The 23,859-nt window shown below is 64.7% G+C and carries 24 protein-coding genes and 3 pseudogenes; 16 read left to right on the top strand and 11 right to left on the bottom strand.

Going from position 1 to position 23,859, the window contains the following annotated elements; translation table 11 throughout:
- Positions 1-8: 8 nt before the first annotated feature.
- Positions 9-1,214 carry an LLM class flavin-dependent oxidoreductase gene (locus AB3L03_RS24735; protein WP_018453870.1) on the bottom strand — a complete coding sequence of 402 codons (1,206 nt, stop codon included), beginning with the start codon at positions 1,212-1,214 and terminating at the stop codon, positions 9-11.
- Between the two features lie 98 nt (positions 1,215-1,312).
- A complete protein-coding gene (locus AB3L03_RS24730) occupies positions 1,313-2,095 on the bottom strand; it encodes an acyltransferase family protein (RefSeq protein WP_368507149.1) in 783 nt (260 codons plus the stop codon).
- A gap of 134 nt (positions 2,096-2,229) precedes the next feature.
- Between AB3L03_RS24730 and AB3L03_RS24725 the strand changes: the two are divergent.
- The 3 genes and pseudogenes from AB3L03_RS24725 to AB3L03_RS24715 form a co-directional block, all read left to right on the top strand.
- Positions 2,230-2,535 (top strand): annotated as a pseudogene (locus AB3L03_RS24725) (nitrate reductase cytochrome c-type subunit); the annotation flags it as partial.
- On the top strand, positions 2,532-3,185 hold the full coding sequence (locus AB3L03_RS24720; RefSeq protein ID WP_018453867.1) for a NapC/NirT family cytochrome c: 654 nt from the start codon (positions 2,532-2,534) through the stop codon (positions 3,183-3,185). The pseudogene AB3L03_RS24725 and the gene AB3L03_RS24720, both read left to right, overlap by 4 nt.
- A gap of 89 nt (positions 3,186-3,274) precedes the next feature.
- On the top strand, positions 3,275-4,390 hold the full coding sequence (locus AB3L03_RS24715; protein ID WP_018453866.1) for an ATP-dependent RecD-like DNA helicase: 1,116 nt from the start codon (positions 3,275-3,277) through the stop codon (positions 4,388-4,390).
- A 94-nt stretch (positions 4,391-4,484) separates the two neighbouring features.
- Here the strand turns inward: AB3L03_RS24715 and AB3L03_RS24710 are convergent, their stop codons facing one another.
- Positions 4,485-6,182, bottom strand: coding sequence for a caspase family protein (locus AB3L03_RS24710; protein WP_085359416.1), 1,698 nt, complete (start codon positions 6,180-6,182; stop codon positions 4,485-4,487).
- A 246-nt stretch (positions 6,183-6,428) separates the two neighbouring features.
- On the opposite strand from AB3L03_RS24710, the pseudogene msrA reads away from it, so the two are divergent.
- The 4 genes and pseudogenes from msrA to AB3L03_RS24690 all read left to right on the top strand — a co-directional run bounded on the left by msrA (position 6,429) and on the right by AB3L03_RS24690 (position 8,347).
- A pseudogene (gene msrA, locus AB3L03_RS24705) lies at positions 6,429-7,134 on the top strand (peptide-methionine (S)-S-oxide reductase MsrA).
- A gap of 15 nt (positions 7,135-7,149) precedes the next feature.
- Complete coding sequence (gene msrB / locus AB3L03_RS24700; protein ID WP_018453863.1) at positions 7,150-7,569, top strand: peptide-methionine (R)-S-oxide reductase MsrB; 420 nt, start codon at positions 7,150-7,152, stop codon at positions 7,567-7,569.
- A gap of 108 nt (positions 7,570-7,677) precedes the next feature.
- A complete protein-coding gene (locus tag AB3L03_RS24695) occupies positions 7,678-7,842 on the top strand; it encodes a DUF3309 family protein (protein ID WP_083926348.1) in 165 nt (54 codons plus the stop codon).
- A gap of 211 nt (positions 7,843-8,053) precedes the next feature.
- Complete coding sequence (locus AB3L03_RS24690) at positions 8,054-8,347, top strand: hypothetical protein (protein ID WP_007596188.1); 294 nt, start codon at positions 8,054-8,056, stop codon at positions 8,345-8,347.
- A 79-nt stretch (positions 8,348-8,426) separates the two neighbouring features.
- On the opposite strand, the gene AB3L03_RS24685 is transcribed toward AB3L03_RS24690, so the two are convergent.
- Both AB3L03_RS24685 and AB3L03_RS24680 read right to left on the bottom strand, forming a co-directional pair.
- Positions 8,427-8,984: a DUF4112 domain-containing protein gene (locus AB3L03_RS24685; protein WP_204512195.1), complete on the bottom strand. Its 558-nt coding sequence runs from the start codon at positions 8,982-8,984 to the stop codon at positions 8,427-8,429.
- A 61-nt stretch (positions 8,985-9,045) separates the two neighbouring features.
- Positions 9,046-9,471, bottom strand: coding sequence for a DUF5413 family protein (locus AB3L03_RS24680; RefSeq protein WP_085349175.1), 426 nt, complete (start codon positions 9,469-9,471; stop codon positions 9,046-9,048).
- A 133-nt stretch (positions 9,472-9,604) separates the two neighbouring features.
- Here AB3L03_RS24680 and AB3L03_RS24675 point away from each other — a divergent pair, with 133 nt between their 5' ends.
- The 3 genes from AB3L03_RS24675 to AB3L03_RS24665 all read left to right on the top strand — a co-directional run bounded on the left by AB3L03_RS24675 (position 9,605) and on the right by AB3L03_RS24665 (position 10,651).
- On the top strand, positions 9,605-9,850 hold the full coding sequence (locus AB3L03_RS24675; RefSeq protein ID WP_085384905.1) for a cysteine rich repeat-containing protein: 246 nt from the start codon (positions 9,605-9,607) through the stop codon (positions 9,848-9,850).
- Positions 9,851-9,887: 37 nt separating this feature from the next.
- Positions 9,888-10,115 carry a hypothetical protein gene (locus AB3L03_RS24670; protein ID WP_368507148.1) on the top strand — a complete coding sequence of 76 codons (228 nt, stop codon included), beginning with the start codon at positions 9,888-9,890 and terminating at the stop codon, positions 10,113-10,115.
- Positions 10,116-10,375: 260 nt separating this feature from the next.
- Complete coding sequence (locus AB3L03_RS24665; protein ID WP_231190374.1) at positions 10,376-10,651, top strand: hypothetical protein; 276 nt, start codon at positions 10,376-10,378, stop codon at positions 10,649-10,651.
- Positions 10,652-10,807: 156 nt separating this feature from the next.
- On the opposite strand, the pseudogene AB3L03_RS24660 reads toward AB3L03_RS24665, so the two are convergent.
- Positions 10,808-12,432, bottom strand: a pseudogene (locus AB3L03_RS24660) (hypothetical protein).
- Positions 12,433-12,469: 37 nt separating this feature from the next.
- On the bottom strand, positions 12,470-13,762 hold the full coding sequence (locus AB3L03_RS24655) for an adenylosuccinate synthase (RefSeq protein WP_018453855.1): 1,293 nt from the start codon (positions 13,760-13,762) through the stop codon (positions 12,470-12,472).
- Positions 13,763-14,128: 366 nt separating this feature from the next.
- Here AB3L03_RS24655 and AB3L03_RS24650 point away from each other — a divergent pair, with 366 nt between their 5' ends.
- Entirely contained in the window at positions 14,129-15,061 is a 933-nt protein-coding gene (locus AB3L03_RS24650; protein ID WP_085395142.1) for a DMT family transporter, read from the top strand.
- Positions 15,062-15,089: 28 nt separating this feature from the next.
- On the opposite strand, the gene AB3L03_RS24645 is transcribed toward AB3L03_RS24650, so the two are convergent.
- Positions 15,090-15,494, bottom strand: coding sequence for a VOC family protein (locus AB3L03_RS24645; protein WP_018453853.1), 405 nt, complete (start codon positions 15,492-15,494; stop codon positions 15,090-15,092).
- Between the two features lie 86 nt (positions 15,495-15,580).
- A complete protein-coding gene (locus AB3L03_RS24640; protein ID WP_018453852.1) occupies positions 15,581-15,985 on the bottom strand; it encodes a hypothetical protein in 405 nt (134 codons plus the stop codon).
- 73 nt (positions 15,986-16,058) lie between these two features.
- Here AB3L03_RS24640 and AB3L03_RS24635 point away from each other — a divergent pair, with 73 nt between their 5' ends.
- On the top strand, positions 16,059-16,664 hold the full coding sequence (locus AB3L03_RS24635) for a TetR/AcrR family transcriptional regulator (protein ID WP_018453851.1): 606 nt from the start codon (positions 16,059-16,061) through the stop codon (positions 16,662-16,664).
- A 17-nt stretch (positions 16,665-16,681) separates the two neighbouring features.
- Here the strand turns inward: AB3L03_RS24635 and AB3L03_RS24630 are convergent, their stop codons facing one another.
- Entirely contained in the window at positions 16,682-17,071 is a 390-nt protein-coding gene (locus tag AB3L03_RS24630) for a DUF1330 domain-containing protein (RefSeq protein WP_247820746.1), read from the bottom strand.
- A gap of 105 nt (positions 17,072-17,176) precedes the next feature.
- Between AB3L03_RS24630 and AB3L03_RS24625 the strand changes: the two genes are divergently transcribed.
- On the top strand, positions 17,177-18,112 hold the full coding sequence (locus AB3L03_RS24625; RefSeq protein ID WP_007614154.1) for a DMT family transporter: 936 nt from the start codon (positions 17,177-17,179) through the stop codon (positions 18,110-18,112).
- Between the two features lie 97 nt (positions 18,113-18,209).
- Complete coding sequence (locus AB3L03_RS24620) at positions 18,210-19,187, top strand: tripartite tricarboxylate transporter substrate binding protein (protein WP_018453849.1); 978 nt, start codon at positions 18,210-18,212, stop codon at positions 19,185-19,187.
- Between the two features lie 156 nt (positions 19,188-19,343).
- Here the strand turns inward: AB3L03_RS24620 and AB3L03_RS24615 are convergent, their stop codons facing one another.
- A complete protein-coding gene (locus AB3L03_RS24615; protein ID WP_026232608.1) occupies positions 19,344-21,029 on the bottom strand; it encodes a methyl-accepting chemotaxis protein in 1,686 nt (561 codons plus the stop codon).
- A gap of 252 nt (positions 21,030-21,281) precedes the next feature.
- Here AB3L03_RS24615 and AB3L03_RS24610 point away from each other — a divergent pair, with 252 nt between their 5' ends.
- Positions 21,282-22,325 (top strand): C-terminal binding protein, encoded by a 1,044-nt coding sequence (locus tag AB3L03_RS24610; RefSeq protein WP_085359428.1) that lies wholly within the window; start codon positions 21,282-21,284, stop codon positions 22,323-22,325.
- Positions 22,326-22,413: 88 nt separating this feature from the next.
- Positions 22,414-23,757, top strand: a complete 1,344-nt coding sequence (locus tag AB3L03_RS24605) for an ABC transporter substrate-binding protein (protein ID WP_018453846.1) — start codon at positions 22,414-22,416, stop codon at positions 23,755-23,757.
- Positions 23,758-23,859: the final 102 nt, after the last annotated feature.

The following is a 23,859-nucleotide window of genomic DNA, read 5'->3' as shown; positions in this document are numbered from 1 at the left end:
GAAAGACCCTACCCCGCCGCCGCCTTCGCCGGCGGAACGTTGATCGCGAGCTTGCCATAGCGGTCGGTGAACGCCTGCGTGTCGATCTCCTCGAGCTTGATCTCGCCGCTCATGACGCCCTGCTTCCAGGCCGCCTGCGCGGGATCGTTCTGGAATTCCGGCATCACCTCGCGGCCGAACAGCTCCAGCGATTCGCAGATGTGCTCGTGGCTGTTCTTGCCCGCCTGGTTCAGCAGGATGACCTGGTCGATATGCGAGCCCTGGAAGCGCTTTAGCTTCCTGCGGATCGTCTCGGGCGAGCCGATCAGTCCGCCGCGCAGCGCAGCCTCCTGCGCCTCGGGATTGTCGCGTTTCCACTTGTTGTACTCGTCCCACATGTTGACGGTATAGGGCGCCGGACGCTGGCGATTCTGCGACGCGCCGTAGAAGCGTAGCGCGAACTGGAAGAAGGTGGCGCCGTCGGCGCGCGCACGCGCCTCCTCGTCCGTCTTTGCGCACATGAAGAACGACACCAGCGCCATGTTCGGGTTGATCTCGTAGTCGGCGAGCTTGGCGAGACGCTTGGTCATGGCGTTGTAATAGGCGTGCACCCAGGCGTGCGCGGCGTCTGCGCTGACGAACTGGAAGCCGAGCGCACCAAAGCCCTGGCGGCCGGCGCGCTCGATGGTCGGCAGCTGCGAGCAGGCCATCCACAATGGCGGATGCGGCTTCTGCACCGGTTTTGGCACGACGTTGCGCAACGGGATGTCGAAATATTTGCCGTGGTGCTCGCTTCCTGCGTCCTTGAACATCGGGAAGATCGCGGCGACGGCCTCCTCGAACACCTCTTTCTTGGTCTCCATGTCGCGGCCGAACGGCGTGAGCTCGGTGATGGAGGCGCTCTCGCCCATGCCGAATTCGCAGCGGCCGTTGGAGAGCAGATCGAGCACCGCGACGCGCTCGGCGACACGTGCGGGGTGGTTGGTCGTGAGCTGGAGGATGCCGTGGCCGAGCCGGATGTTCTTGGTGCGCTGGCTCGCGGCTGCGAGAAACGATTCCGGCGAGGGCGAATGCGAGTATTCTTCGAGGAAGTGATGCTCGACAACCCAGGCGTGGTCGTAGCCGAGGCTGTCTGCGAGTTCCATCTGCGACAGCGCGTTCTGATAGAGGCTGAGCTCGTCGCCGGCCACCCACGGCCGTGGCAGTTGCAGCTCATAGAAGATGCCGAACTTCATGACGCCGTCTCTCCCAGGTTTTGTTGCAAGTTTTCTTGCAAATTTTCTTGCCGCTTATGTTTTTGTTGCGGGCATCTTAATGGGCGGGGCGGCGCTGTCTACGCAGTCGCAATTCCGCCTTGCGGGAGAAGGTGCTTTTCGGCGCGGCGGCCATTCAGGACCACGCCGATGAAGGTGAAGCGCACCAGCAGATGATAGCTCGCCAGCATCGGAGGAAGCGCGACGACGAGAAGAACACCGAACTTGATCAGACCGGGCCAGTCGAGCTGCGACAGCGCGACCTGCAGCGCCATCACGATCGGCAGGTGGATCAGATAGACCCAGTAGGATGCATCGGCGAGATAGCGCCAGGTCGGGCTGAAGCCGGACATGAAGCGGAGCGCGAGGCCGATGACCGCAAAGGTCGAAATCCATATCGCCGGCGCATACAGGATCACGGAGACAAGCCGGAGCGTGGCGAAGCCGAAAGGCAGTTTCAGTGCCCCCGGCGCGGACGTCATCGCCCCAACCAGCACGAAACTGATCAGGATCAGAGTGATTGCGAGCAGAAGATGCGGGAGCCAGCGCCGCTCAATCAGTCGCAGCAGATCGATCTGCCGATGCAGCAGCCAGCCGATCGCGAAGGCGGTGCCGAAGCCAATCCAGGCCTGCGCGTTGGTGACGAGCGATTGATCCGGCGTCCTCACGCCCGTCACGTTGATCCAGCGTTGGTCGAGGCAGAAGGCGGCGCCGATCGGGATTGCCAGAACAAGGGGGGCCAGCGGACTTTTCATGATCCCGGCGAAGACGCGGTCAATCACCGCTCGCCACCTGCCTGACGCATCTAGCCAGACAAATGCGCCGCGCAGCAGCAGCACGACGACATAAAGCTCCAGCAGCACATAGATGAACCAGAGATGGGTCAGGGGGGAAATTCGGCAGCACCGGTGGCCAGCTGCGGGACCAGCCGCCGTTCGGGAAATGAGACGCCCAGATCGCGATGAAGTACATGGGCGTGAACAGGATCGGCCAACCCGTGCGCAACTATCCGGAGCAGCCGCCGGTGATCCCGCACACGATCGACGGCTATCAGATCGACCTCAACGGCAACAAGTGCCTGTCCTGCCATGCGCGGGCGCGCATCGCGGAATCGCAGGCGCCGATGGTCTCGATCACCCACTTCATGGACCGCGACGGCCAGTTTCTGGCTTCGATCTCGCCGCGCCGCTTCTTCTGCACGGAATGCCACGTGCCGCAGAACACCGCCAATCCGCCCGTCAGCAACGACTTCACCGACATCGACACGCTGCTGTCGCGCGCAAGCCCCGGTGGCCGCCGATGACGACGACCGCTGATGAACCCGGCGAGGGACTGAAGGCCAGACGCGGCTTCGTCGCGCGAAGCTGGGACTTCGCGCGCGAGCTCTGGCAGGTGCTGATCCGTCCGAGCTCGGTGTTCGGGCTCGGCGTGCTGGTGCTGGCGGGCTTCATGGCCGGCGTGATCTTCTGGGGCGGCTTCAACACCGCGCTGGAATTGACCAACACCGAAAAATTTTGCACCGGCTGCCACGAGATGAAGGACAACGTCTTCGCCGAGCTGAAGTCGACCATCCATTTCGCCAACCGCTCCGGCGTGCGCGCGACCTGTCCGGATTGCCACGTGCCGCACAACTGGACCGACAAGATCGCCCGCAAGATGCAGGCCTCCAAGGAGGTCTGGGGCAAGATCTTCGGCACGATCGACACCCGCGAGAAATTCCAGGATCACCGGCTCGAACTGGCGGCGCATGAATGGGCGCGCTTCAAGTCCAACGATTCGCTGGAATGCCGGAACTGCCACAGCGCCGATTCCATGGACATCACCAAGCAGTCGCCGCGCGCCTCGGTCGCGCACCAGCGCTTCCTGTTCACCAAGGAAAAGACCTGCATCGACTGCCACAAGGGCATCGCCCACCATCTGCCCGACATGCGCGGCGTTCCCGGCTGGCAATAGGGCGCCCCGCCCGGCTTGAACCAGCGGTGCGAATGGTTAGTTTTGGGGCTGGCGAATCGCTCCGTTTTCGCCCCCTCCTCAAGACAGACATGGCCACATTCACCCCGCATCAGGATGCCGCGCTCAAGGCCGTTGGCGACTGGCTCAAGGCCAAACCCGGCCGCAACGGCACGCCGCCGGTGTTCCGCCTGTTCGGCTATGCCGGCACCGGCAAGACCACGCTGGCGCGGCACATCGCCGACGGCGTCGACGGCGAGGTGAAGTTCGCCGCCTTCACCGGCAAGGCGGCGCTGGTCATGCGCAACAAGGGGTGCGACGAAGCCTCCACCATCCATTCGCTGATCTACCGCACCCGCGAATCCGGTGAGGAGCAGCCCAGCTTCGAGCTGTGGGACGACGCCCCGGCCTCCAAGGCCAAGCTGATCGTGATCGACGAATGCTCGATGGTCGATGCCGAACTGGGCCGCGACCTGATGTCGTTCGACTGCCCGCTGCTGGTGCTGGGCGATCCCGCGCAGCTGCCGCCGATCCAGGGCGGCGGCTTCTTCACCAATACCGAGCCCGACGCGATGCTGACCGAGGTGCACCGCCAGGCCCAGGACGATCCGATCGTGCGGATGTCGATGGACGTCCGCGAGGGCCGCGAGCTCGACATCGGCCGCTACGGCGAGAGCGAGGTGGTGTCGCGCAAGGAGCTCGACCCTGATCGCGTCATGGCCGCCGACCAGGTGCTGGTCGGCCGCAACAACACGCGACGCGCGTACAACATGCGGGTGCGCCAGCGCCAGAACATCGAGGACATCTTCCCCGTCGCCGGCGACAAGCTGGTCTGCCTGCGCAACAACCGCAAGAAGGGCCTGTTCAACGGCGGGCTGTGGCGCGTGAAGTCGCGCAACACCTCGCGCTCGAAATCCCGGATTCTCAGCATGAGACTGTCGCCGGACGAGGATCTCGGCCACAAGGTGACCAAGGTCTCGGTGCGCGCCGATTGCTTCGAGGGCGGCGTCGAGGCGATCGCCTGGGAGCAGCGCAAGCCCTATGACGAGTTCGACTACGGCTACGTGCTGACCGTGCACAAGTCGCAGGGCTCGCAATGGGACGACGTCGTGCTGTTCGACGAGAGCTTTGCGTTTCAGGAGAGCCGGGCGAGGTGGCTGTACACGGGCATCACGCGGGCGGCGAAGCGGCTGAGCATCGTGGTTTGAAACTGCGGTAGTCCGGATGGAGCGCAGCGTAATCCGGGGTTAGCTCCGCGATCGTGATTCCCGGATTTCGCTGCGCTCCACCCGGGCTACGAAGTCACTTCCCCGCGACGAAATAAAAATCCTCGCGCCCCGGCGGCGAGCCGTAGGAAAACGGCTGCTGCTCGTGCTTGGTCACAAGCCAGACATCGTCGCGAACGATGTCGAACAGTTTTCGGATCTCGACGCGCGGCATCTTGATCTCGCGAGCGAGCGCGGTGGCGAACGGGCTGTCGGCGCCGCCGTCGCCATCCATCGCGGTCTCGCCGTGCTTGGCGGCGTAGACCACCATGAAGCCGGCGCCCGGCTCGATGTTGGAAAAGCCCTTGTCCACGAGCTTGAGCGACAGCGTGCGCTGCATGGTCGGCGCGAACGGATTGTCGCGACAGGCATCCAGCATCACCAGACGCACTTTTCGCGCAGCGCCCACCGCCGCGATCACCTGCTCCAGCGCGACCGCCTGGGTCTCGGCGTCCCTGTCGGCGGCGAGCTTGGCGTCGACGGGAACGAGATAATTCACGCCGCCGATCTCGAACCCGTGGCCGGCATAATAGACCACCGCCCAATCCGCCTTCTCCGCCTCGGCGGCAAACGTCTGCAACGCTTCGAAGAACTTGTCGCGGGTGAGGTCGCTGACGGATATCACGGTCTGGAAGCCGACATCGCGCAGCGCGGCTGCGATCATTTTCGAGTCGCGTGGCGGATTGGGCAAGGCGTGGACGTTCTTGTAGGCGCCGTTCCCGATCACCAGCGCCACACGGCGCCCCGTGGATCCGGCCGGTGCCTGCGGGGTCAGCGCGGCCAATCGCTCCTGCGCGATCGCGCGGGCGCGCGCGACGTCGAGCTCGTCGAACTTCGTCAGCGAATAGGCCGCCGCACGATAGTCGGCACGGGCCTGGGCGAGATCCTTCTTGCGCTCGTAGATCTGGCCGCGACCTGAATGTGCCCGGACGTTGTTCGGGTTGATCTGGATGGCCGTGTTGTAGTCCTTCAGCGCGGCGTCGAAATCGCCCTTCAACATGTTGACGTCGGCGCGATTGTTGATCGCGTACGTGTTCTTCGGCTGCTTCTCGATTAGGCCGTTGCAGTCGGCGAAGGCCTGGTCGAACTTGCCCATCATGCCGTAGGTGATGCAGCGGTTGCCGGTGATCTGCTGCGCGGCCGGTTCGATCTTCTCGGCCTCCGCGAAATCGGCAATCGCGCCGTCAAAATCCTGCATCAGCGTGCGCACGCGGGCGCGGTTGGTGTAGCCGAGCAGGAACCTGGGCGCGTATTTGATCGACAGGTTGAAATCGTCGAGCGCGCTTTGCAGCGCACCCCGGCGCAACTGGATGACGCCGCGGTTGTTGTAGGGGACACCGTAGGTCGGGCGCTTCTGGAGCGCGAGGTCGTAGTCCGCCATCGCATGATCGTCCTGGCCCGTCCGCTCATAGGCGAGGCCGCGCAAATTGAGCGTGACGACGTTGTCGGGATCGAGGTCGACGGCCATGGACAAGGTCTCGATGGCGTGGCCGTAGTCGCGCTTGTTGAGCAGTGTGTTACCGCGCACGGAGAGCGCGATGGCCTTGTCCTTGCCGGTGAGCCGGTCGGCGTTGAGCAGCTTGTCGCAGGCCTGCGCCCTCGCCTGTGCATCCGCCTGGCGGTCGCGGCAAATGGCGAGGTCGTCGCCGGGTTGCGGTTCGGCCGCCGCGAGCGAGCTCCAGCCGGCCAGGATGGCGAGCACGACGACGAGGGTCAGGGATGCCACGCGCAGCATGTTGTCAGGTCAGCTCCAGCCACGATTCTCTTTAAGTCGATCACCGATCGCGCCGGTTCATCTAGCGCGGAGTTCCGGTCGTCGCCAAGCCGGGCCGCTGGAGGCGGCGCGTTTCACGGACTCGTGTCCCTCCGGCCGTAACAATCGCCCGGTCCGCCCGTATCTCGAATGTCCGAAAATGCCGGGCAGGCTGTTCGCCCGGCCCCAACCGCCCTAGACTGTCAGACCTTCCGAAAGAGGATCGCCATGCGCCGACCTGCCGTCCTGTCCCTGCTCGCCGCAACCACCGCCCTGACGCTGGCCTTTGCCGCGCCAACCCGGGCCGCAGAGGATGCGGTCGTGATCCCCGCTCCTGCCGTTGATGTGGCCCCCGCAAGCGGGATCCAGACCGCCGTGATCGCCGGCGGCTGCTTCTGGGGCGTGCAGGGCGTGTTCCAGCACACCGCGGGCGTCGTCAACGCGGTCTCCGGCTACGCCGGCGGCACCAAGGCGACGGCCGACTACCAGACCGTCTCGAGCGGCCGGACCGGCCACGCGGAATCCGTCGAGATCAAATACGACCCCAAGAAGATCTCCTACGGCAAGATCCTGCAGATCTACTTCTCGGTGGCGCACGACCCGACCCAGCTCAACCGGCAGGGCCCCGACACCGGTCCGCAATATCGCTCGGCGATCTTCATCACGTCCGACGAACAGAAGAAGGTGGCCGAGGCCTATATCGCCCAGCTCAACGGCGCCAAGGTCTTCAGCAAGCCGATCGCGACCAAGGTCGGCGCGCTGGAGGCATTCTATCCGGCGGAGGCCTATCACCAGGATTATCTGACCCTGCACCCGAACCAGCCCTATATCGCCTACAACGACCTTCCGAAGGTCGAGAACCTGAAAAAAGCTGTTCGCGGATAACTATATCGAGAAGCCGACGCTGGTGAGCGCCAGCAAGGCCACCAACTGAAAAAACGGGAGACCCATGCCCGACACCAAGACGAAAACCACGGATGACAAGGTCATCAAGAGCGAAGAGCAATGGCGCAGCGAGTTGTCGCCGATGCAATTCGCGGTGCTGCGCGAGAAGGCGACCGAGCGTCCCTTCTCCGGCGAATATGAGCACGACCACCGCGCCGGCACCTACACCTGCGCCGGGTGCGGCAACGTGCTGTTCGAGTCCGACGCGAAGTTCGATTCCGGCTGCGGCTGGCCGAGCTTCACCCAACCCGCCGTCGAGGGCCATATCGAAGAGGAGCGGGACGTCAGCCACGGCATGATCCGTACCGAGGTGCTGTGCGCCAAGTGCAGCGGTCATCTCGGCCATGTCTTCCCCGACGGCCCGGGACCGACGGGCTTGCGTTACTGCATCAATTCCGCCGCGCTGAAGCTCGAACCCAAATAAACCTTGCGCGGCGCCGAGTTCCGTCATGGAACCCGGCGCCGCGATGTGCTTTTCTTCCCTGGTGGTGCGGCTGGCCATGGCGTGGCGGCGGCCGCCAGGGAGGATGCCATGACGCTTGGGACCATCCTGATCATCCTGGTGATCATTTATCTCGTCGGCGGCCTGTCGGGCCGCTTCGGCGGCTACGGCTACGGAATGGGTCATTCCGGCATGGGGATCGGCGGCCTCGTCCTGGTGGTGCTGCTCGTGCTGCTGCTCCTTGGCAAGCTGTAGACCATTCAAGTCGCTGATATTCCTGCAATTTCCCGGGCTGCGGAGCTGCCATGCGCAGATTCATCATCTCGCATCGCGGGGGTCGCAATTTTGTCAAAACGGGCTATATTAGAGGACGAAAATGACATGTGCGGCGCCCACTCAATCGTGGCCTCTGCCCGTCCCAACCCCACGCGCTTAAAGCCCCAGAGAGATCACGAGGTCTTTGACCATGCGTCCACTGCGTCCGTTCAACTTCAACACTTCCGCCGAACTCTTCCCCGCTGCGATCCGCAAGAAGAAGCGTGCAGGCTTCACCTATCGCCGGTTCGGCACCGCGGCCGAAGCCGTCCAGTTCGCGATGGAGCAGTTGCCGACGGATTCGCTGAACGGCGCCTATCTCCAGGTCGAGGAAGCGCGCTTCGACCAGAACGGCATCCGGTCGCTCTATGAGAGCGAAGCCTTCCCGCTGCCCCGCCACCGCAAGCCGGTCGAAGCCAGCACCGACGCTGCCGACGCGGCGTAAGTTTTCGTCACGCGCTCCGATGTGCGCTGAAAGCGCGATGGCCCGAAAGGCCGTCGCGCTTTTTGCGTTTTGGGGCGTGTCAGATGCGAGGCTGCTTGTCGAGCCAGCGGCGGAGCAGGCGCACGTTGCGCATGTTGGCACGGAACATGACGTCGAATGCGTCGCCCGCGAACGGGACGATGCCGACGACGCCGTCGAGGGCGACATTTCCGAGCATGCGCGCGGTGATGTACCAGGGCGCCCCGAGCGCCCTCGCCTCTTGCACCAGCCAGAGCGAGATCGCGGTGGTGATGATGTCGCCGACGACGGGGATCAACCCGATCAACCCATCGATGCCATAGCGGATGTTGGTTCCGGGCAGCACGAAGGCGACGTCGAGCAGCTTTGCGATCGCCTCGATCCGCGCGATCCGCTGCTCGCGCGTTAGATTGCCAAACGAGTTGCCGGCGAAGGGACTGTCCTTCCCGAACTCGAAGCGAAATTCGCGAAAGCCCTGCCCCAGCGTTTCGGGCCGGATCTCGTGACCGTCCTGATCGATGATCGGCCCACGCCCGTCGGTGCCCGAAGAGGCCGCACCCGAGCGGCTTCCCGAACGGGATCGACGCGGAGCAAGAATATCGTCATCGGACATGGTCATGGCCTGTAGGGAACGCGCCAGCGCGGCGGAGGTTGCTGCGGCGTGATCGAAGGTCGCGCCCTCAAGTCTGTGCCGCCGCCGGCTGCGGCTCCGCGACATATTTATGCACGAGCCAGGATGAAATCACCGCCGGCACGAACCCGACGAGGCCGTACAGGATGAACTGCACCGCGCCCGAGTCCGGCCCGCGCGAGCTGTAGGTCAGCGAGGCCAGGATGAAGGCGAACACGCCGACCAGCAGCATCCGCAGCACCGGGCCGATCCGGCGGACGTGGACCAGGATATCGTCGACCGCACCGATCATCAGCGAGGGCAGGAAGCCGAACAGATAACTGTATTGCAAGGATTTGAAGAACACCGCGAACAGCTTGCCGACCTCAGCGAGACTGGTCTGGGTCCAATAGCCGGACTGATAGGTCGTCGTCAGCAGCAGCAGGAACCCGCCCACGAACGGGCCGACCAGCGCAAACACGAGATAGCGTTTCATCAGGCACCCTCATCCTTCACCTTACTATAGCAGCGCCGCAGGAACCTTGAATAGCGGGGCGTGCGGGCTCTGCGCTGGGAACAAGCGGCATAGCGACGGACTTGAAATTCACCTGTCAGATTTGGAGCCGCCGATGTCCCGCAAACTGTTCTTCCTGGCGACGATCGCACTGACGGCCGTGAGCGGCCTGTCGAACGCGCCCGCTCTCGCACAAGGCCATATGGGTTCGCCGCAGGAGCAGCAGGCCTGTTCGCGGGACGCCTCGCGCTTCTGCCGCAAGGACCTCGGCAATGACGGTGCGGTGCAGGCCTGCCTGCAAGCCAACCGGGCCAAACTGTCGCGGTCTTGCAGCAAGGTCTTTCAGAGCCACGGCATGTGAGGACCGGAACCATCCCCGGCGAACGGAGAGTGAAGCCATGTTGCGCGACGAACAGCTCTCGATCCTCAGGGACATCAGCCAATCCATCGCCTTTGCCGACGACCGGCACGGCAAGATAGGCGAGCTGATCGCCGACGGTTACGTGACGAAGGACGGAGATCTGTTCGAGCTCACGGCAAAGGGCGTTACGGCGGTCGAAGAGCATGCAGCGCTTGGCGCAAGCGATGTGGAACAAGCGAGCGTATCCTCCGATCGGTTGATCTGATCGCACGCGAGTCGCGTTGTGCGTGACGTGCGCGCAACAATTGCGAATTCCTTTTTGCCTGCCATTGCGGTCGCGCAACAATGGCGCATACTTGGCTCGGGCGGCGCAGCACTTTTCGATCTGAACATCACCAGAGATCGAGCAACCACATGCGGGATTGAGGTCCCGGCGTGATGGCTGAGACATGCGGCAGGTCAAGCCGCGTGCGGCGCCCCAAAACCAAGTGGCTCAAGCCCACGGAACTCGGGGACGCATTCTACATGACACGCAATCAGACGATCGCAACTCTCTTCGCCCTGGCCACCACCGCCATCGCAATCCCAACATCGCCAAGCTTCGCGTTCTCGTCCGAAGCGCAGCAGATGTGCTCGGGCGATGCGATGCGGCTGTGCTCCAGTGAGATCCCCGACATCCCCAGGATCAGGGCCTGCATGGTGCAGAAGAAGGCTCAGGTCAGCCCGGGCTGTCGCGCCGTGATGGACCGCGAGCACTCCGCCGCGACAGGATCGCGCAAGCGGGAAGCAGCCGCGCAATAGAGAGAGCGTATCTGCGGCCATCCTGAGGGCCCGCCCAAGGGGCGGGCCCTCAGGATGAGGTCTCGTTTCGCGGCGAGATATCAAACCCTCATGGTGAGGAGCCCGCCAAGGCTGGCGTCTCGAACCATGCAGGCCGAGGTCTCACGGAGTAGAGATCTAGTCGCCCCACTGCGCGAAGGCGTCGTTGAAGGCGCGCTCGCCGGGAGCGCCCTTCTCGATGGCGATGATGGCGCGGCGCTGGTTGGCGTAGACCAAGGGCACGTCGAACCAGGAGCGCTCCTTCAGCAGCTGGACGTTGCGGCTGCGGTCGGCATCGACGTTGGAGAGGCCGACCAGGAAGAAGCCGTCGGTGACCTTGACCGCGAGGCCTGCGAGCGGCGTGCCGCGTGCCTGCTCGTTCGACTTCATCAGGATGCCCGGCACGTTGGAAACGCCGCCGCCCGGAAAGTCCGGCGGCAGGACGAAGGTCAGCTCCGCGGTGTGGCTCGCCGGCAGCGAGGAGTCGGTGTTGCGGCGGAACGACATCGTCATCTTGAACTTGCGGTCGGGAATCTCGATGTCGGCGCGCACGGCGACGTCGGCCTTCTGATTGCCCGACGCCTTGATCGGCTCGAGCCGCCACACCACCGAGCCGACATATTGCTTGCCCTTCGGATCGGATGGATCCTCGTCGTAGAGCACGACTTTCTGCGCCACCGGCGCGACCGGCTGGTCGCTGGCCGAGGGCTGGCCGACGCGATCCGGAATCTTGGGCTTGCTCTGCGGCTGAGACGAATCCTTGGGCGCCTCCACCACCTGCGTCGGCGAAGACTTCAACAGGTTGGTCGCGGTCTGGACCAGCTGCTTGCCCCACAGGATGCCGGCACCGACCAGGATCAGCACGATGCCGACGGCGATCGCGCTCTTGAACGGAAAGGCGCGGCCGGTGCGGGCGCGCTTCTTCTTGGGTTCGCGGTCGAGAACGGGGATGTGCGGACGTTGCGACGGCGGCTGCGACGGCGGCGCGTAGCGCTCAGCTTCCTCGATCGATTCGTCGTAGGAATACGGCGCGTCGGCTCCGGCGCCGCGATTCTCCAGGCTCGGCTCGAGCCGGTCGAATTCCGGCGAGGGCGAGGGCACGTTGGCGTAGGTGCGGCGCGCCGCGCGGTTGGCCTGCGCGGCGGCGCCGCCGAGCTCGTTGGCGTCCGCCGTGATGTCGCGGAAGCCGCGCACGCCCGGTGCGGGCGGCAGCGGCGGTGGCGGTCCCATGTCCGGCGGACGGCGCCCACCAGCGCGATCACGTCCGACCGGCGGAGGCTCCGGCATCGACGACGGGGCCGGCGGACCCGGCTGCCGCGGCGCGTCGAAACGCGGGGCCCGCGGCGCACGCGGGGCGTCGCCCTGGTCATCGACATTGAAGGAGGGCCGGTCAGCCCGCGGCGGCGGCGGAGCCGGACGGGTGCGCGGCGGGGCAGCCGTTTGCGGCGCGGGCGAGTTGCCCTCGGTGGCGCGGGTGCTGGCGCGGCGGAAGGCGTCGCGGCTGCCGCTGCTGCGGGCGCCGCCAGCGGGGCGCGAGGCCTCGCGGGCACGCTGGGCCGCCTCTGATTCGACCTTGCGGACGGCCTCTTCCAGCGAGAGGCGCTCGCGGGTGATCTCGATTCCGAGAGCGGCGGCTGCACGCTGCGGAGCTGCGCGATCAGCGCCGTGCGCGCCCGCTCATAGAGCGCGCGACGGCTCTCGCCGGGAGCGTTGGGGTCCAGGGCGGCAATAGCGCGGGCGATCAGCGGGTAGTAATCAGCCATTTCTACTCAATTATACGCGCGTCCCGGTAAGAGATCGTTAAGCCTCAAACGGATTTTGTACCAGGATAGTATCCTCGCGTTCGGGGCTGGTGGAAAGCAGCGCCACCGGGCACCCCACCAATTCCTCGATCCGGCGGACATATTTGATCGCCTGGGCCGGCAGCTGGGCCCAGGACCGCGCATTGGCGGTCGGCTCCTTCCAGCCCTCGATGGTCTCGTAGATCGGCTCGACCCGGGCCTGGGCGCCTTCGCCCGCCGGGAAATGATCGATCTCCTTGCCGTCCAGCCTGTAGCCGGTGCAGACCTCGATCGAATCGAAGCCGTCGAGGATGTCGAGCTTGGTCAGCGCCAGACCGTTGATGCCGCAGGTCCGGACCGCCTGGCGAACCAGAACCGCATCGAACCAGCCGCAACGGCGGGGCCGCCCGGTATTGGTGCCGAACTCGCGGCCGCGCTCGCCGATCTTGCGGCCGGTCTCGTTGTCCTGCTCGGTCGGGAACGGGCCCTGGCCGACGCGGGTCGTATAGGCCTTGCAGAGGCCGAGCACATAGCCGACCGCGGCGGGGCCGAGGCCCGAGCCGGTCGCCGCCTGCGCCGCCACCGTGTTGGACGAGGTGACGTAAGGGTAGGTGCCGTGATCGACGTCGAGCAGGGCGCCTTGCGCGCCTTCGAACAACATGCGCTTGCCCTCGCGCCGCTTGATGTCGAGCAGCCGCCACACCGTCTCGGCATAGGGCAGGAGCTGCGGCGCGAGCGCGGTCAATTCCTTCACGATCTCCTTGCCGTCGAACTCCGGCAGGCCGAGGCCGCGGCGCAATGCGTTGTGATGCGCCAGCAGCCGGTCGATCTTGTGCGGCAGGGTGTCGAGATCGGCGAGGTCCATCAGGCGGATGGCGCGGCGGCCGACCTTATCCTCGTAGGCCGGGCCAATGCCACGGCGGGTGGTGCCGATCGCGGTCGCCGCATTGGCGGATTCGCGATGCGCGTCGAGTTCGCGGTGCAGCGGCAGGATCAGGGTGACGTTCTCGGCGACCCGCAGATTGTCCGGGCCGACCGCGACGCCCTGCGACCGCAGCTTGGTGACCTCGTCGAGGAAGGCGGCGGGATCGAACACGACGCCGTTGCCGATCACCGACAGCTTCTGCTCGCGCAGCACGCCCGAGGGCAGCAGCGCCAGCTTGTAGGTCTTGCCGTTGATCACCAGCGTGTGGCCGGCGTTGTGGCCGCCCTGGAAACGGACGACGATGTCCGCCTGCTCCGACAACCAGTCGACGATCTTGCCCTTTCCTTCGTCGCCCCACTGGGCGCCGACGACGACAACATTGGCCATTCGCGGGTAATCCCTATGCAATCTGTCAGATGCGCCCAGCCCAATCACGGCCGGGGCCGCTCGAACGCGAGGCAGCCAACCGGATAAAGGATGCAGCCCCTCTAGGCAAGCAAGAACGGGACTTTTTCGAGGCCGCGAGCGCACTCCAAGCCTTTGATATCCCCTGAAAATCCAGAAACCTTCGCGGCGGGTGCAATGCTTCGACCAAAGCGTGAGAGGCTGCTTCCGCCGCTGCATGGTCGCGATGCATCCGGCCCCCGTTGATGCAACCTCGATTTCCGTGTCTTTGAACGGGGCCGGGTTTGAACCGGCCCGGGTGCCACCGGGCTGGAGGCTTGGCGCATGACGCGGGGCCACAACAATCCAATGTCCGCCACCGACGAGACCACCGGCGCCGCCACGTCCGGCCACAACTGGATCGCCAACCAGCCTTATCTGCTGCTCAGCATCACCGCGCTGTGCTGGGCCGGCAATGCCATCGTCGGCCGGCTCGCCGCCGGTCACATCCCGCCGGTGACGCTGTCGTTCCTGCGCTGGTTCTTCGCCTTCCTGCTGGTGCTGCCGTTCGCCTGGAAACACCTTGCGCAGGACTGGCCCGCGATCCGCGGCAGGCTCGGCCTGATGGTCACGCTCTCGATCACCGGCATCGGCGCCTTCAACACGCTGCAATATTGGGCGCTGGAGCATACGCAGGCGCTCAACACTCTCCTCTTGCAATCCGCCGCGCCGCTGGTCGTGGCGCTGTGGTCGCTCGCCATCCTCGGCGTCCGCCTCACCGTAGCGCAGGCCTTCGGCGTGCTGCTGTCGATGTGCGGCGTGCTGATCATCCTGCTGCATGGCGACTTCACCACGCTGTCGAACATCGACTTCAACAAGGGCGACCTCATCTTTGTCGTCGCGCTGATCATCTTCGCGCTCTATTCGGTGCTGACCTTGAAGCGGCCCCCGATGCACGGCCTGTCGTTCCTCGCCTTCACGTTCGGCTGCGGTGCTGCCTGTCTCATTCCGCTGGAGATGTGGGAGTTGTCCGCGCGTCCCGTGATGAAGCTCGACGGGCCGAACCTCCTGACCCTGTTCTATGTCGCGGTATTCCCCTCGACGCTCGCCTATCTCTGCTTCAATCGCGGTGTCCGCCTGATCGGCGCCAACCGCGCCGCGCCGTTCTTCCATGTCGTGCCGGTGTTCGGCTCGATCATGGCAATGGCGTTTCTGGGCGAGCACCCGCAGGCGTTCCACTTCATCGGCTTCGCGCTGGTGCTGGCCGGCGTGTTCGTGGCGTCACGGAAGCAGGCGAGCTAGGCTTGGGGCCCAGTTCGATCGGCTGCGATCAAGCGTTTGTCGACGGGTTCATCCACACCATCTCCCAAACATAGCCATCGGGGTCTTCAATGTGTCGGTTGTACATGAAGCCGAGATCCTGCGCCGGATTGGGATCGGCGCGACCGCCCGCAGCCACCGCGCGCGCCAGCGTTGCATCGACGGCATCGCGGTCGTCGACCGTGAGAGCGAACATAGCCTGGCTGTGGCGCCGCGCGTCGCCGATCTCGCGGCTGGTGAATTCACGATACCGGTCGTGGGTCAGCAGCATCACGCCGATCGCGTCCGTGAACATGAGCGACGTCGAATTTGCTCCGGAGAATTGAGGATTCACCGCGCCACCCAGGGCTACGTAGAACGCTGTCGATGCGGCGAGATCGCGTACCGGCAGGTTGACCAGAATCATCTTGGACATTGCTTTTCCTTCGAAAGCGGCTGGAAGCCGCGCTATGGTCTGACATTGGGAACAGAGAGCTCTCAACACTCCTCCCTGGACTGCATTCAAATGTAGCGCGCGGCGCCCATGCAGAGCGCGGCCATGCCCAGCAGGCCGGCCGCCGCACGTTGGGCGGCGGCGATACGTGCACGGAGGTCCTCCGGCTTGCCGGTGCCGCGACGCAAGGCCGCGAGCGCACGAGGACCGATGACAGCCTGAATAGCGGCCGCGATCAGTGCACAGACAGCACCGACGGCGAGCACCTGCTCGGTCGTGCCGAAGCTGTGGGAATGAACGAGATGGCCGAGATAGCCGCCGGTCAGGATGGCAATCGTGGCCGCGCCGAGTTGTGGAAAGACCAGCTGCTCACCGGCAACTCCGCCGATGCGGGCCAGCGCAAAGCTTGATCCCGCCCAGAACACGGACGACAACACATGAAGTGACAAGGCGATCACGAGGGCAGTTTGCATGGCAAGCTCCGAACCGGCTTCTAAATTAGATATACTACATGTATAGTCAATACGTCAACAGAATGGCAAGGCGATGCCGAAGCGCAATTATGTGAGCTCCGCGCGGGCTTCCGCGGCGGCGGCGACGCGCGAGCGCATCATCGCGGCCGGCGCGCGACTCCTACGCGAGGACGCGAGCATTGCGAACTTCTCCCTCGACGTGGTCGCCAAGGCGGCCGGCGTCACGCGATTGACCGTCTACAACCAGTTCGGATCGCGGCGGGGATTGCTGGAGGCCGTGTTCGACGACATCGCGCACCAGGGCGGACTGTTCGAACTGGCCGAGGTGATGACGATGGCGGATCCGCGCGCCGCGCTCGACCGCGTCATCGAAATCTTCTGTACGTTCTGGGGGCGCGATCCCGCCATCGGTGGGCTCAACCAGGCCATCGCGACCGATCCGGAATTCGGCGAGGCGCTGATCGAGCGTAACGAGCGACGGCGCGAATTGCTGACCGCGCTGCTGTCGCGGATCGTGGGCAAGCACGCGGCAAAGCGCGCCATGCGGGACACGGTTGATTTGATCTTCGTGCTGACGAGTTATCCGACGTTTGCAGCGCTGAGCCGGCAGCGGTCGACGGAGGAGGTCTGTCGCTTGCTGCAGACGGCGTGCCACGCGGCTGTGGACGGGCTGAAGTAAGCCGGCAGCAGGCGGCGCTACTTCATCTTGAACTTGCTGTACGCTTCGCTGGTCGCAAAGATGACGTGCTCGGCGCAGGCGTTGACGCGGTGCGGATCAGCCTCCGTCTCGTAGGCCTTCGAGGTCATCATGTCGATGAAAGCCGTGACGGTGGGATAATAGACCAGCGCCGCGAAATCCCAGTCGTTGCCCTGCTGCGGGCCGAGCGCGACGGCCCTGGCCTCGCCGGTCCAGAGCAGCGTGCCGCCGCGTGCCTTGATCATCGGCACTGTGACCGCACTGTAGCGCAGATAGGCGTCCCAGCCGGAACCGTCGCCGTCGCCGGAGTGCGCGTGGAAGCGCATCAGGTTCAACATCACCACCGGTGCATGCCGATCGAGCCGATCAAGGCCATCGATGTTCAACATATTAACCGCCAATGCCGCCTCCTCTGGTCATGCCTGCATTGTAGCATTGCGGTCGCATGACTTGTGTCACGACGCAAATCCGGCGCAAGCTCGTATGCAACGCCAATGACGATCGCTTCGCCCGCGCCACCGGCCTCCAATCCGGCCAGTTGGCTCAACAACCAGCCTTATCTGCTGCTCAGCCTGAGCTCGCTGTTCTGGGCCGGCAACATCGTGCTCGCGCGCCACGTCGGCGCGCATGTACCGCCGCTGACGGTGACCACGATCCGCTGGTTCGGCGTGTTCCTGATCCTCCTGCCCTTCGCCTGGCCGCATCTGAAGCGCGACTGGCCGAATCTGCGCAAGAGCCTGCCGCTGATGCTGTTCCTGTCGCTGGTGGGCTTTGCCTTCAACAACGCGATCTCGTACTGGGCGATGCAGTACACGGAAGCGCTGAACGCGCTGCTGATCCAGTCGGCCGGACCGTTGTTCGTGGCGCTGTGGTCGCTGGTGCTGTTCGGCGTGCGGCTGACCGGTGCGCAGCTCGCCGGCATCGGGATCTCGCTTCTCGGCGTGCTGATCATCATCCTGCGCGGCGATCTCGCCGCGCTCGCGAGCATCAGCTTCAACAGGGGCGACATCATGTTCGCCTCCTCGCTGGTGGCGTTCGGGATCTACTCTGCCTTCATCCCGCGGCGGCCCAAGATCCACCAGCTCTCCTTTCTCTCCTTCACCACCTGCTGCGGCGCGACGATGCTGCTGCCGACCGCGATCTGGGAGGCCTGGAGTGGTCGCGTCCTGCAACTCGACGGGGTGACGCTAGCGACGCTGGGCTACATCCTGATCTTTCCCTCGACGCTGGCCTATCTGTTCTTCAACCGGGGCGTGGCGCTGATCGGCCCGAACCGCGCCGCGCCGTTCTTCCATCTGGTGCCGGTGTTCGGCTCGGCGATGGCGATCCTGCTGCTCGGCGAAAAGATTCAGCCCTTCCACCTGATCGGCTACCTGCTGGTGCTCGCCGGCGTCGTGATCGCCTCGCGCCAGGGTTCTGCGGTGAAGTAATTCCGCGACGCGAGACGAGGCGACAAACTCGCGCCTTCCGATTTCGACGAGGAGACGCTAGGTTCCCCGCCAACCAAAAAAGAGGGAACGACCAGACATGCTTTCAGCGTTGATCCGAAACCTGCGTGCCATCGGCACGGGCGCCCTTTGTCTCGCCGCCGCGTCCGCTGCGCAGGCCGACAATTATCCGAGCCGCAACATCACGCTGGTGCTGCCGTTCGCCGCCGGCAGCGGCACCGACACCACGACGCGGCTGATCTCGCAGCATTTGTCGCAGGCCCTCGGCGTCGGCATCGTCATCGAGAACAAGGCGGGCGCCAACGGCATGATCGCCGCCACCTATGTCGCGCGCGCCGCGCCCGACGGCTACACGCTGCTGGTGACCACCAACACCACGCATTCGGCCAATCCCTATCTGCTCAAAAGCCTGACCTACGATCCGGTCAAGGACTTCACCCCGATCGCGCGCACCGGCGACCTGCCCTTCATGCTGGTGATCCACCCGGAGGTGCCGGCCAAGACCGTCGGCGAGCTCATCGCCTACGGCAAGGCCAATCCGGGCAAGCTGAGCTACGCCTCGGGCTCGTCCTCGGCGATCGTGTCGGGGGCGACCTTTGCACACAATGCCGGGCTCGACCTCCTGCACGTGCCCTACAAGAGCTCGCCGCCGGCGCTCAACGACGTCATGGGCGGCCGCGTCTCGATGATGTTCGTGGACATCCTGACCGGCCTGCCGCATGTCCAGGGCAACGCGCTACGCGCGCTCGCCGTCACGACGAAGGACCGCTCGTCGCTGGTGCCGAACCTGCCCTCGATGCAGGAGGCCGGCGTGCCGGACTTCGACATCTCGTCGTGGCAGGGCTATTTTGGCCCCGCCGGCATGCCCAAGGAGATCGTGACGCGACTCAACGCCGAGATCCGGAAGATCGTCGAGAAGCCGGAGATCAAGGCCCAGCTCGCCACCCTCGGCATGGACGCGTTTTCGGGCACGCCCGAGCAGCTCGGCACGTTCGTGAACGAACAGCTGGTGTTGTGGGAGAAGCTGATCCGCGAGGCAGGGATCGAGAAGCAGTAGGGGCTCGCGAAAGCCGCGCGCTCGGCATTCTCCGTCATGGCCGGGCTTGTCCCGGCCATCCACGTCGATCAAAGCGTCCGGTGTCCAAGAACGTGGATGCCCGGGACAAGCCCGGGCATGACGATAGAGGAGATGGCGTCGCTTTGGTGTGGCGACCTACGCCGCGCGCACCTTGGCGAGGAAGCCGTCGACTGCGCTGCGCAGCGCGCCGGACTGGCTGTCGAGCTCGCGAGCGTTGGTGAGCACGTCGCTTGCCGCCGTGCCGGTCGCTTCCGCGGCCGAGGTGACGCTGCCGATATTGGCGTTGATCTCGTTCGATCCGGCCGCGACCGACTGAATGTTGCGGGCGATCTCGCGGGTCGCCTCGCCTTGCTGCTCGATCGACGCGGAAATGCCCGCGGTGATCTCGCTCATCTCGGCGATGGTCTGAGTGATGCCGCCGATGGCGGCGACCGCATCGCTGGTCGATGTCTGCATCGCCGCGACCTGGGCGGAGATTTCCTCGGTGGCCTTGGCGGTCTGGTTGGCGAGCGCCTTGACTTCGGAAGCGACGACGGCGAAGCCGCGGCCGGATTCACCGGCGCGCGCCGCTTCGATGGTGGCGTTGAGGGCGAGCAGATTGGTCTGTGCCGCGATCGAGTGGATCAGCTTGACCACCTCGCCGATCTTCTCGGCGCCGGTGGAGAGTTCCTGCACCGTGGCATTGGTACGCTCGGCGTCGTTGACAGCGCGGCTCGCCACTTCGGTCGAGCGGGTGACCTGGCGCGAGATCTCCGCAACCGAGCTCGACAGCTCTTCGGCAGCCGCGGCAACCGTGCCGACATTGCCCGACGCTCTCTGCGAGGCCGCGCCGACCGTCGCCGCACGCGACGAGGCGTCGCCGGCGGTCGCGGTCATCGATTGCGCAGTGGCTTGCATGCCCGTCGCAGCCGAGGAGACCGAGCGGACGATACCATTGACGCTGCGTTCGAAGTCGCTGGCGATGCCCTCCATCACGCTGCGACGTTCCGCCGCTGCGCGATCCTTGGCATCGGCTTCGCTCTTCTCGATGTCGCGGATGCGGACAGCGTTGTCCTTGAAGATCTGGACGGTCGACGCCATTGCGCCGACCTCGTCACCACGGCCGACGCCGGGAATGTCGCCGTCGAGCTTGCCCTCGGCGAGATCCTTCATGCGGGCTCCGAGCAGGGCGAGCGGGCGGCTGATGCTGCGACCGATCAGCCAGGCAACGCTGCCGGCGACGATGACGATACCGAGCATGGCCAAGCCGAGCAGCCAGTAGACCGGACCCATCTTGGCATCGATATCATCGAGATAGGCGCCGGTGCCGAGATACATGTCGAAGCCGGGGACCGCGACCGCGTAGCCGAGCTTGCGGATCGGCTTCTCCTGGCCGGGCTTCACATATTCATAATACAGCAGGATCGAACCATTGGCCTTGACCCCGTCCATCAACTCGGCAGACAGCTTGCGGCCGTTGGTCACGACATCCATGCGGTTGCTGCCGATCTGCTTCGGATCGGGCGCGAGCTGGGTGATGCCGTCATAGGACGTGCCGAACAAATAGCCCGCACCGTTGTCATACGTCATTGCATTGCCGTAGCGACGAATCTCGGCCATCGCCGCATCCTTCGTCAGCTCGCCGGCGTCGACCCGCTTCTTGAGGGCAGCGGCGTAGTTGCGCCCCATCTCCACGATCGCCTTGGCCTGATCGATGCGCGCGTTCACCATCTCCTGCTTCATCAGGTATCCGGCGAGGATCCCGGAAATGCACAGTCCGAACAAGGTGACGCCGACGAGGATGCCGAGCTTGGGGGCGATCTTCATATTGCTTAATTTCACGGGATGCTCCGGCAACACAGGGATAAGGACGCGCGAGTGAATCGATCGAAATCAAATTAACCTTTAGGGGGTGACCCCTTAGCAAGCTGTTACGGAGCGCCCCGTAGAAGCCCGGAGAAGACGTCGAACCAGTCGTATAAATCGCCTCAATGACAACCGGGAATTGTACGCGACCTCCTCGATTTCGCGTAAAAGACGCAAAGGCCCGCGCAAAGCATGGGTCACAACAAGAAACCAAATCGGGAGCAGGATATGCCGAAATACAGGGTGGTGACGCCGAAGGGCGCGAGCTTCACGGTCGCGAGCAGCGATTATTCCTACGAGCGCGAGGCGCTCGATCCGATCGACGCCGAGATCGTCGAGGCGCCGGCCGACGAGGCCGGGTTCATCGCCGCCGCGAAGACAGCGGACGCCATTTACGCCAAGGGCATCCCGATCACCAAGACCATCATCGACGCGCTGGAGAGCTGCAAGGTCATTACGCTCGGCTCGGTCGGCGTCGATAGCGTCGACATCAAGGCGGCAACTGCGCGCGGCATTCCCGTCACCAACATCCCCGACACCTTCATCGAGGAGGTCGCCGACCATGCCATGATGCTGCTGCTCGCGGGCTTCCGCCGGCTGGTCGAGCAGGACCGGATGGCGCGCAGCGGCCGCTGGGCGGAGGGCCGGCCGGCGTTGTCGAAGATCCCACGACTGATGGGCCAGACGCTCGGCTTCATCTCGTTCGGCCGCGTCGCGCGTGCAGTTGCGAAACGCGCAGCTCCGTTCGGTCTGCGGATGATGGCCTACGATCCCTTCATCCAGGAAACGCTGATGTCCGACCACGGGGTGATTCCGGCGACGCTGAACGAGGTGTTGTCGCAATCCGACTTCCTCTCGATGCACGCCCCCGCTCGGCCCGAGGTGCATCACATGCTCACCGAGAAGCACTTCCGGCAGATGAAGAAGGGCTCGGTCTTCATCAACACCGGCCGCGGCGCCACCGTGGACGAGGAAAGCCTGATCAAGGCGCTTCAGGAGGGCTGGATCGCCCATGCCGCCCTCGACGTGCTGGAGAAGGAGCCGCCCTCGCACAACAATCCGCTGCTCGGCATGGACAATGTCACCCTGACCGCCCACGTCGCCTCCGCCTCGGCACGGTTTGACGAGGCGCGCAAGCGCCGGGTGGGCTACGAATTGTCACTGGTGCTTCAGGGCATGTGGCCGGTAAGCTGCGTCAATCCGTCGGTGCTGCAAGACACCGCGCTCCGCCGCTGGCAGCCTGTCAGCATGGACCGCGGCCCGAACAGCTAGACGGGACGGCCGCGAAGGCGCGCCGGCAACCGGAAAGACCCTTCACCGGCGATCAACGCCGGGAAGGGAAACATATAGGGAGGAACCGATGAGGAACGACATCACGCGTCGTGATGCCTTGGCGCTGGGCCTGTCCGCTGCGGCAATCGCGGCAACCGGTGCTCCGGCAAATGCGCAATCCGCGATCAAGGCCGCGGACGTCCCCACACCGAAACTGCCGATCGAGAAAGGCGCATCCCTGCGCATGCTGCGACCGGTACGTTTCGTCCAGGCCGACGAGGACGTGTTCCGCGCCAATGCGGCCAAATTCACCAAGGAGACCGGGGTCGAGGTCAAGGTCGACTTCGTCGGCTGGGAGGACATCAACCAGCAGACCGCGGTGACCGCGAATTCCGGTGCCGGCCCCGATATTATCATCGGCTTCTCCGATGCGCCGCACATCTATATCGACAAGCTGATCGAGCTGACCGACGTCGCCGACTATGTCGGCAAGCGGTACGGCGGCTGGCTGCCGCTGGCGCAGCGCTACGGCAAGAAGAACAAGAGCGACGCCTGGATCGGACTGCCGTTCGGCGCGACCGCGGGTCCGCTGATCTACCGCAAGTCGATCCTGCGATCGGTCGGCTTCGACAAGGTGCCGGAAGACCATGCCGGAATCCTCGATCTCTGCCAGAAGCTTCAGAAGGCCGGCAAGCCGGCCGGCTTGGCGCTCGGCAACGCCAAGGGCGACGGCAACGGTTTTGCGAACTGGGCGCTGTGGTCGCACAACGCGGCGCTGCTCGACGAAGAGGGGAACGTCGTCATCAACAGCAAGGAGACGATCGCCGCACTGAACTGGGTCAAACAGCTCTATCCGACCTTCATCGCCGGCACGACGTCATGGAACGACGTCAGCAACAACCGCGCCTACGCCGCGCAGGAGATCTCGCTGACCGCCAACGGCGTCTCGCTGTATTTTTCACTGAAGAACGATCCGGCGACCAAGGCGATCGCCGACGACAGCGAACATCAACTGCTGCCGAAGGGTGTCGCGAAGGTCTCGCCGATGGCGGGCCTGACGCTGAACGCCATGCTGTTCAAGCACAGCCAGTACCCCAACGCCGCAAAGGCCTTCCTGCAATACATGCTGGAAAAGGACCAGTACGAGCCGTGGCTCAACGCCAATTCCGGCTACTGGGCCCAGCCGCTCGCGGCTTACGCGGAGGCCAAGGTCTGGAGCGAAGATCCCAAGATCAAGATCTTCAAGGACACCATGAACACCATCTACTATGACGGCTATGCTGGCCCGATCTCGACCGCGACCGGTGCCGTCAGCGCCGACTACGTGCTGATTCAGATGTTCGCATCCGTCGCGACCGGCGCTGCCACGCCGGAAGCCGCGGCCGCGGAAGCCGAGCAGCGCTGCAAGCGGTACTTCCGGCGGCAGAAGTAGCGCTGGACAAAGCGCGTCATTGCGAGCGAAGCGAAGCAATCCAGCCTGTCTTCCCAGTTACAGCCTGGATTGCTTCGTCGCACCAGTGCAAAATTGCTTCGC

This window comes from Bradyrhizobium lupini, from assembly GCF_040939785.1.
Taxonomy (GTDB): domain Bacteria; phylum Pseudomonadota; class Alphaproteobacteria; order Rhizobiales; family Xanthobacteraceae; genus Bradyrhizobium; species Bradyrhizobium canariense_D.
The sequence above is the reverse complement of the archived record's forward strand: the minus strand, read 5'-3'. Positions and strand labels throughout refer to the sequence as shown.

Excerpts from the sequence above, each read along its gene's own strand:
- AB3L03_RS24710 (WP_085359416.1), bottom strand. The coding sequence starts at position 6,182 with ATGCTGCGCGTGGCATCCCTGACCCTCGTCGTCGTGCTCGCCATCCTG.
- msrB (WP_018453863.1), top strand. The coding sequence starts at position 7,150 with ATGCCCGACACCAAGACGAAAACCACGGATGACAAGGTCATCAAGAGC.
- AB3L03_RS24690 (WP_007596188.1), top strand. The coding sequence starts at position 8,054 with ATGCGTCCACTGCGTCCGTTCAACTTCAACACTTCCGCCGAACTCTTC.
- AB3L03_RS24695 (WP_083926348.1), top strand. The coding sequence starts at position 7,678 with ATGACGCTTGGGACCATCCTGATCATCCTGGTGATCATTTATCTCGTC.
- AB3L03_RS24680 (WP_085349175.1), bottom strand. The coding sequence starts at position 9,471 with ATGAAACGCTATCTCGTGTTTGCGCTGGTCGGCCCGTTCGTGGGCGGG.
- AB3L03_RS24685 (WP_204512195.1), bottom strand. The coding sequence starts at position 8,984 with ATGACCATGTCCGATGACGATATTCTTGCTCCGCGTCGATCCCGTTCG.
- AB3L03_RS24645 (WP_018453853.1), bottom strand. The coding sequence starts at position 15,494 with ATGTCCAAGATGATTCTGGTCAACCTGCCGGTACGCGATCTCGCCGCA.
- AB3L03_RS24630 (WP_247820746.1), bottom strand. The coding sequence starts at position 17,071 with ATGTTGAACATCGATGGCCTTGATCGGCTCGATCGGCATGCACCGGTG.
- AB3L03_RS24735 (WP_018453870.1), bottom strand. The coding sequence starts at position 1,214 with ATGAAGTTCGGCATCTTCTATGAGCTGCAACTGCCACGGCCGTGGGTG.
- AB3L03_RS24650 (WP_085395142.1), top strand. The coding sequence starts at position 14,129 with ATGTCCGCCACCGACGAGACCACCGGCGCCGCCACGTCCGGCCACAAC.
- AB3L03_RS24675 (WP_085384905.1), top strand. The coding sequence starts at position 9,605 with ATGTCCCGCAAACTGTTCTTCCTGGCGACGATCGCACTGACGGCCGTG.
- AB3L03_RS24720 (WP_018453867.1), top strand. The coding sequence starts at position 2,532 with ATGACGACGACCGCTGATGAACCCGGCGAGGGACTGAAGGCCAGACGC.
- AB3L03_RS24605 (WP_018453846.1), top strand. The coding sequence starts at position 22,414 with ATGAGGAACGACATCACGCGTCGTGATGCCTTGGCGCTGGGCCTGTCC.
- AB3L03_RS24670 (WP_368507148.1), top strand. The coding sequence starts at position 9,888 with ATGTTGCGCGACGAACAGCTCTCGATCCTCAGGGACATCAGCCAATCC.
- AB3L03_RS24640 (WP_018453852.1), bottom strand. The coding sequence starts at position 15,985 with ATGCAAACTGCCCTCGTGATCGCCTTGTCACTTCATGTGTTGTCGTCC.
- AB3L03_RS24625 (WP_007614154.1), top strand. The coding sequence starts at position 17,177 with ATGACGATCGCTTCGCCCGCGCCACCGGCCTCCAATCCGGCCAGTTGG.
- AB3L03_RS24635 (WP_018453851.1), top strand. The coding sequence starts at position 16,059 with ATGCCGAAGCGCAATTATGTGAGCTCCGCGCGGGCTTCCGCGGCGGCG.
- AB3L03_RS24610 (WP_085359428.1), top strand. The coding sequence starts at position 21,282 with ATGCCGAAATACAGGGTGGTGACGCCGAAGGGCGCGAGCTTCACGGTC.
- AB3L03_RS24715 (WP_018453866.1), top strand. The coding sequence starts at position 3,275 with ATGGCCACATTCACCCCGCATCAGGATGCCGCGCTCAAGGCCGTTGGC.
- AB3L03_RS24665 (WP_231190374.1), top strand. The coding sequence starts at position 10,376 with ATGACACGCAATCAGACGATCGCAACTCTCTTCGCCCTGGCCACCACC.
- AB3L03_RS24620 (WP_018453849.1), top strand. The coding sequence starts at position 18,210 with ATGCTTTCAGCGTTGATCCGAAACCTGCGTGCCATCGGCACGGGCGCC.
- AB3L03_RS24655 (WP_018453855.1), bottom strand. The coding sequence starts at position 13,762 with ATGGCCAATGTTGTCGTCGTCGGCGCCCAGTGGGGCGACGAAGGAAAG.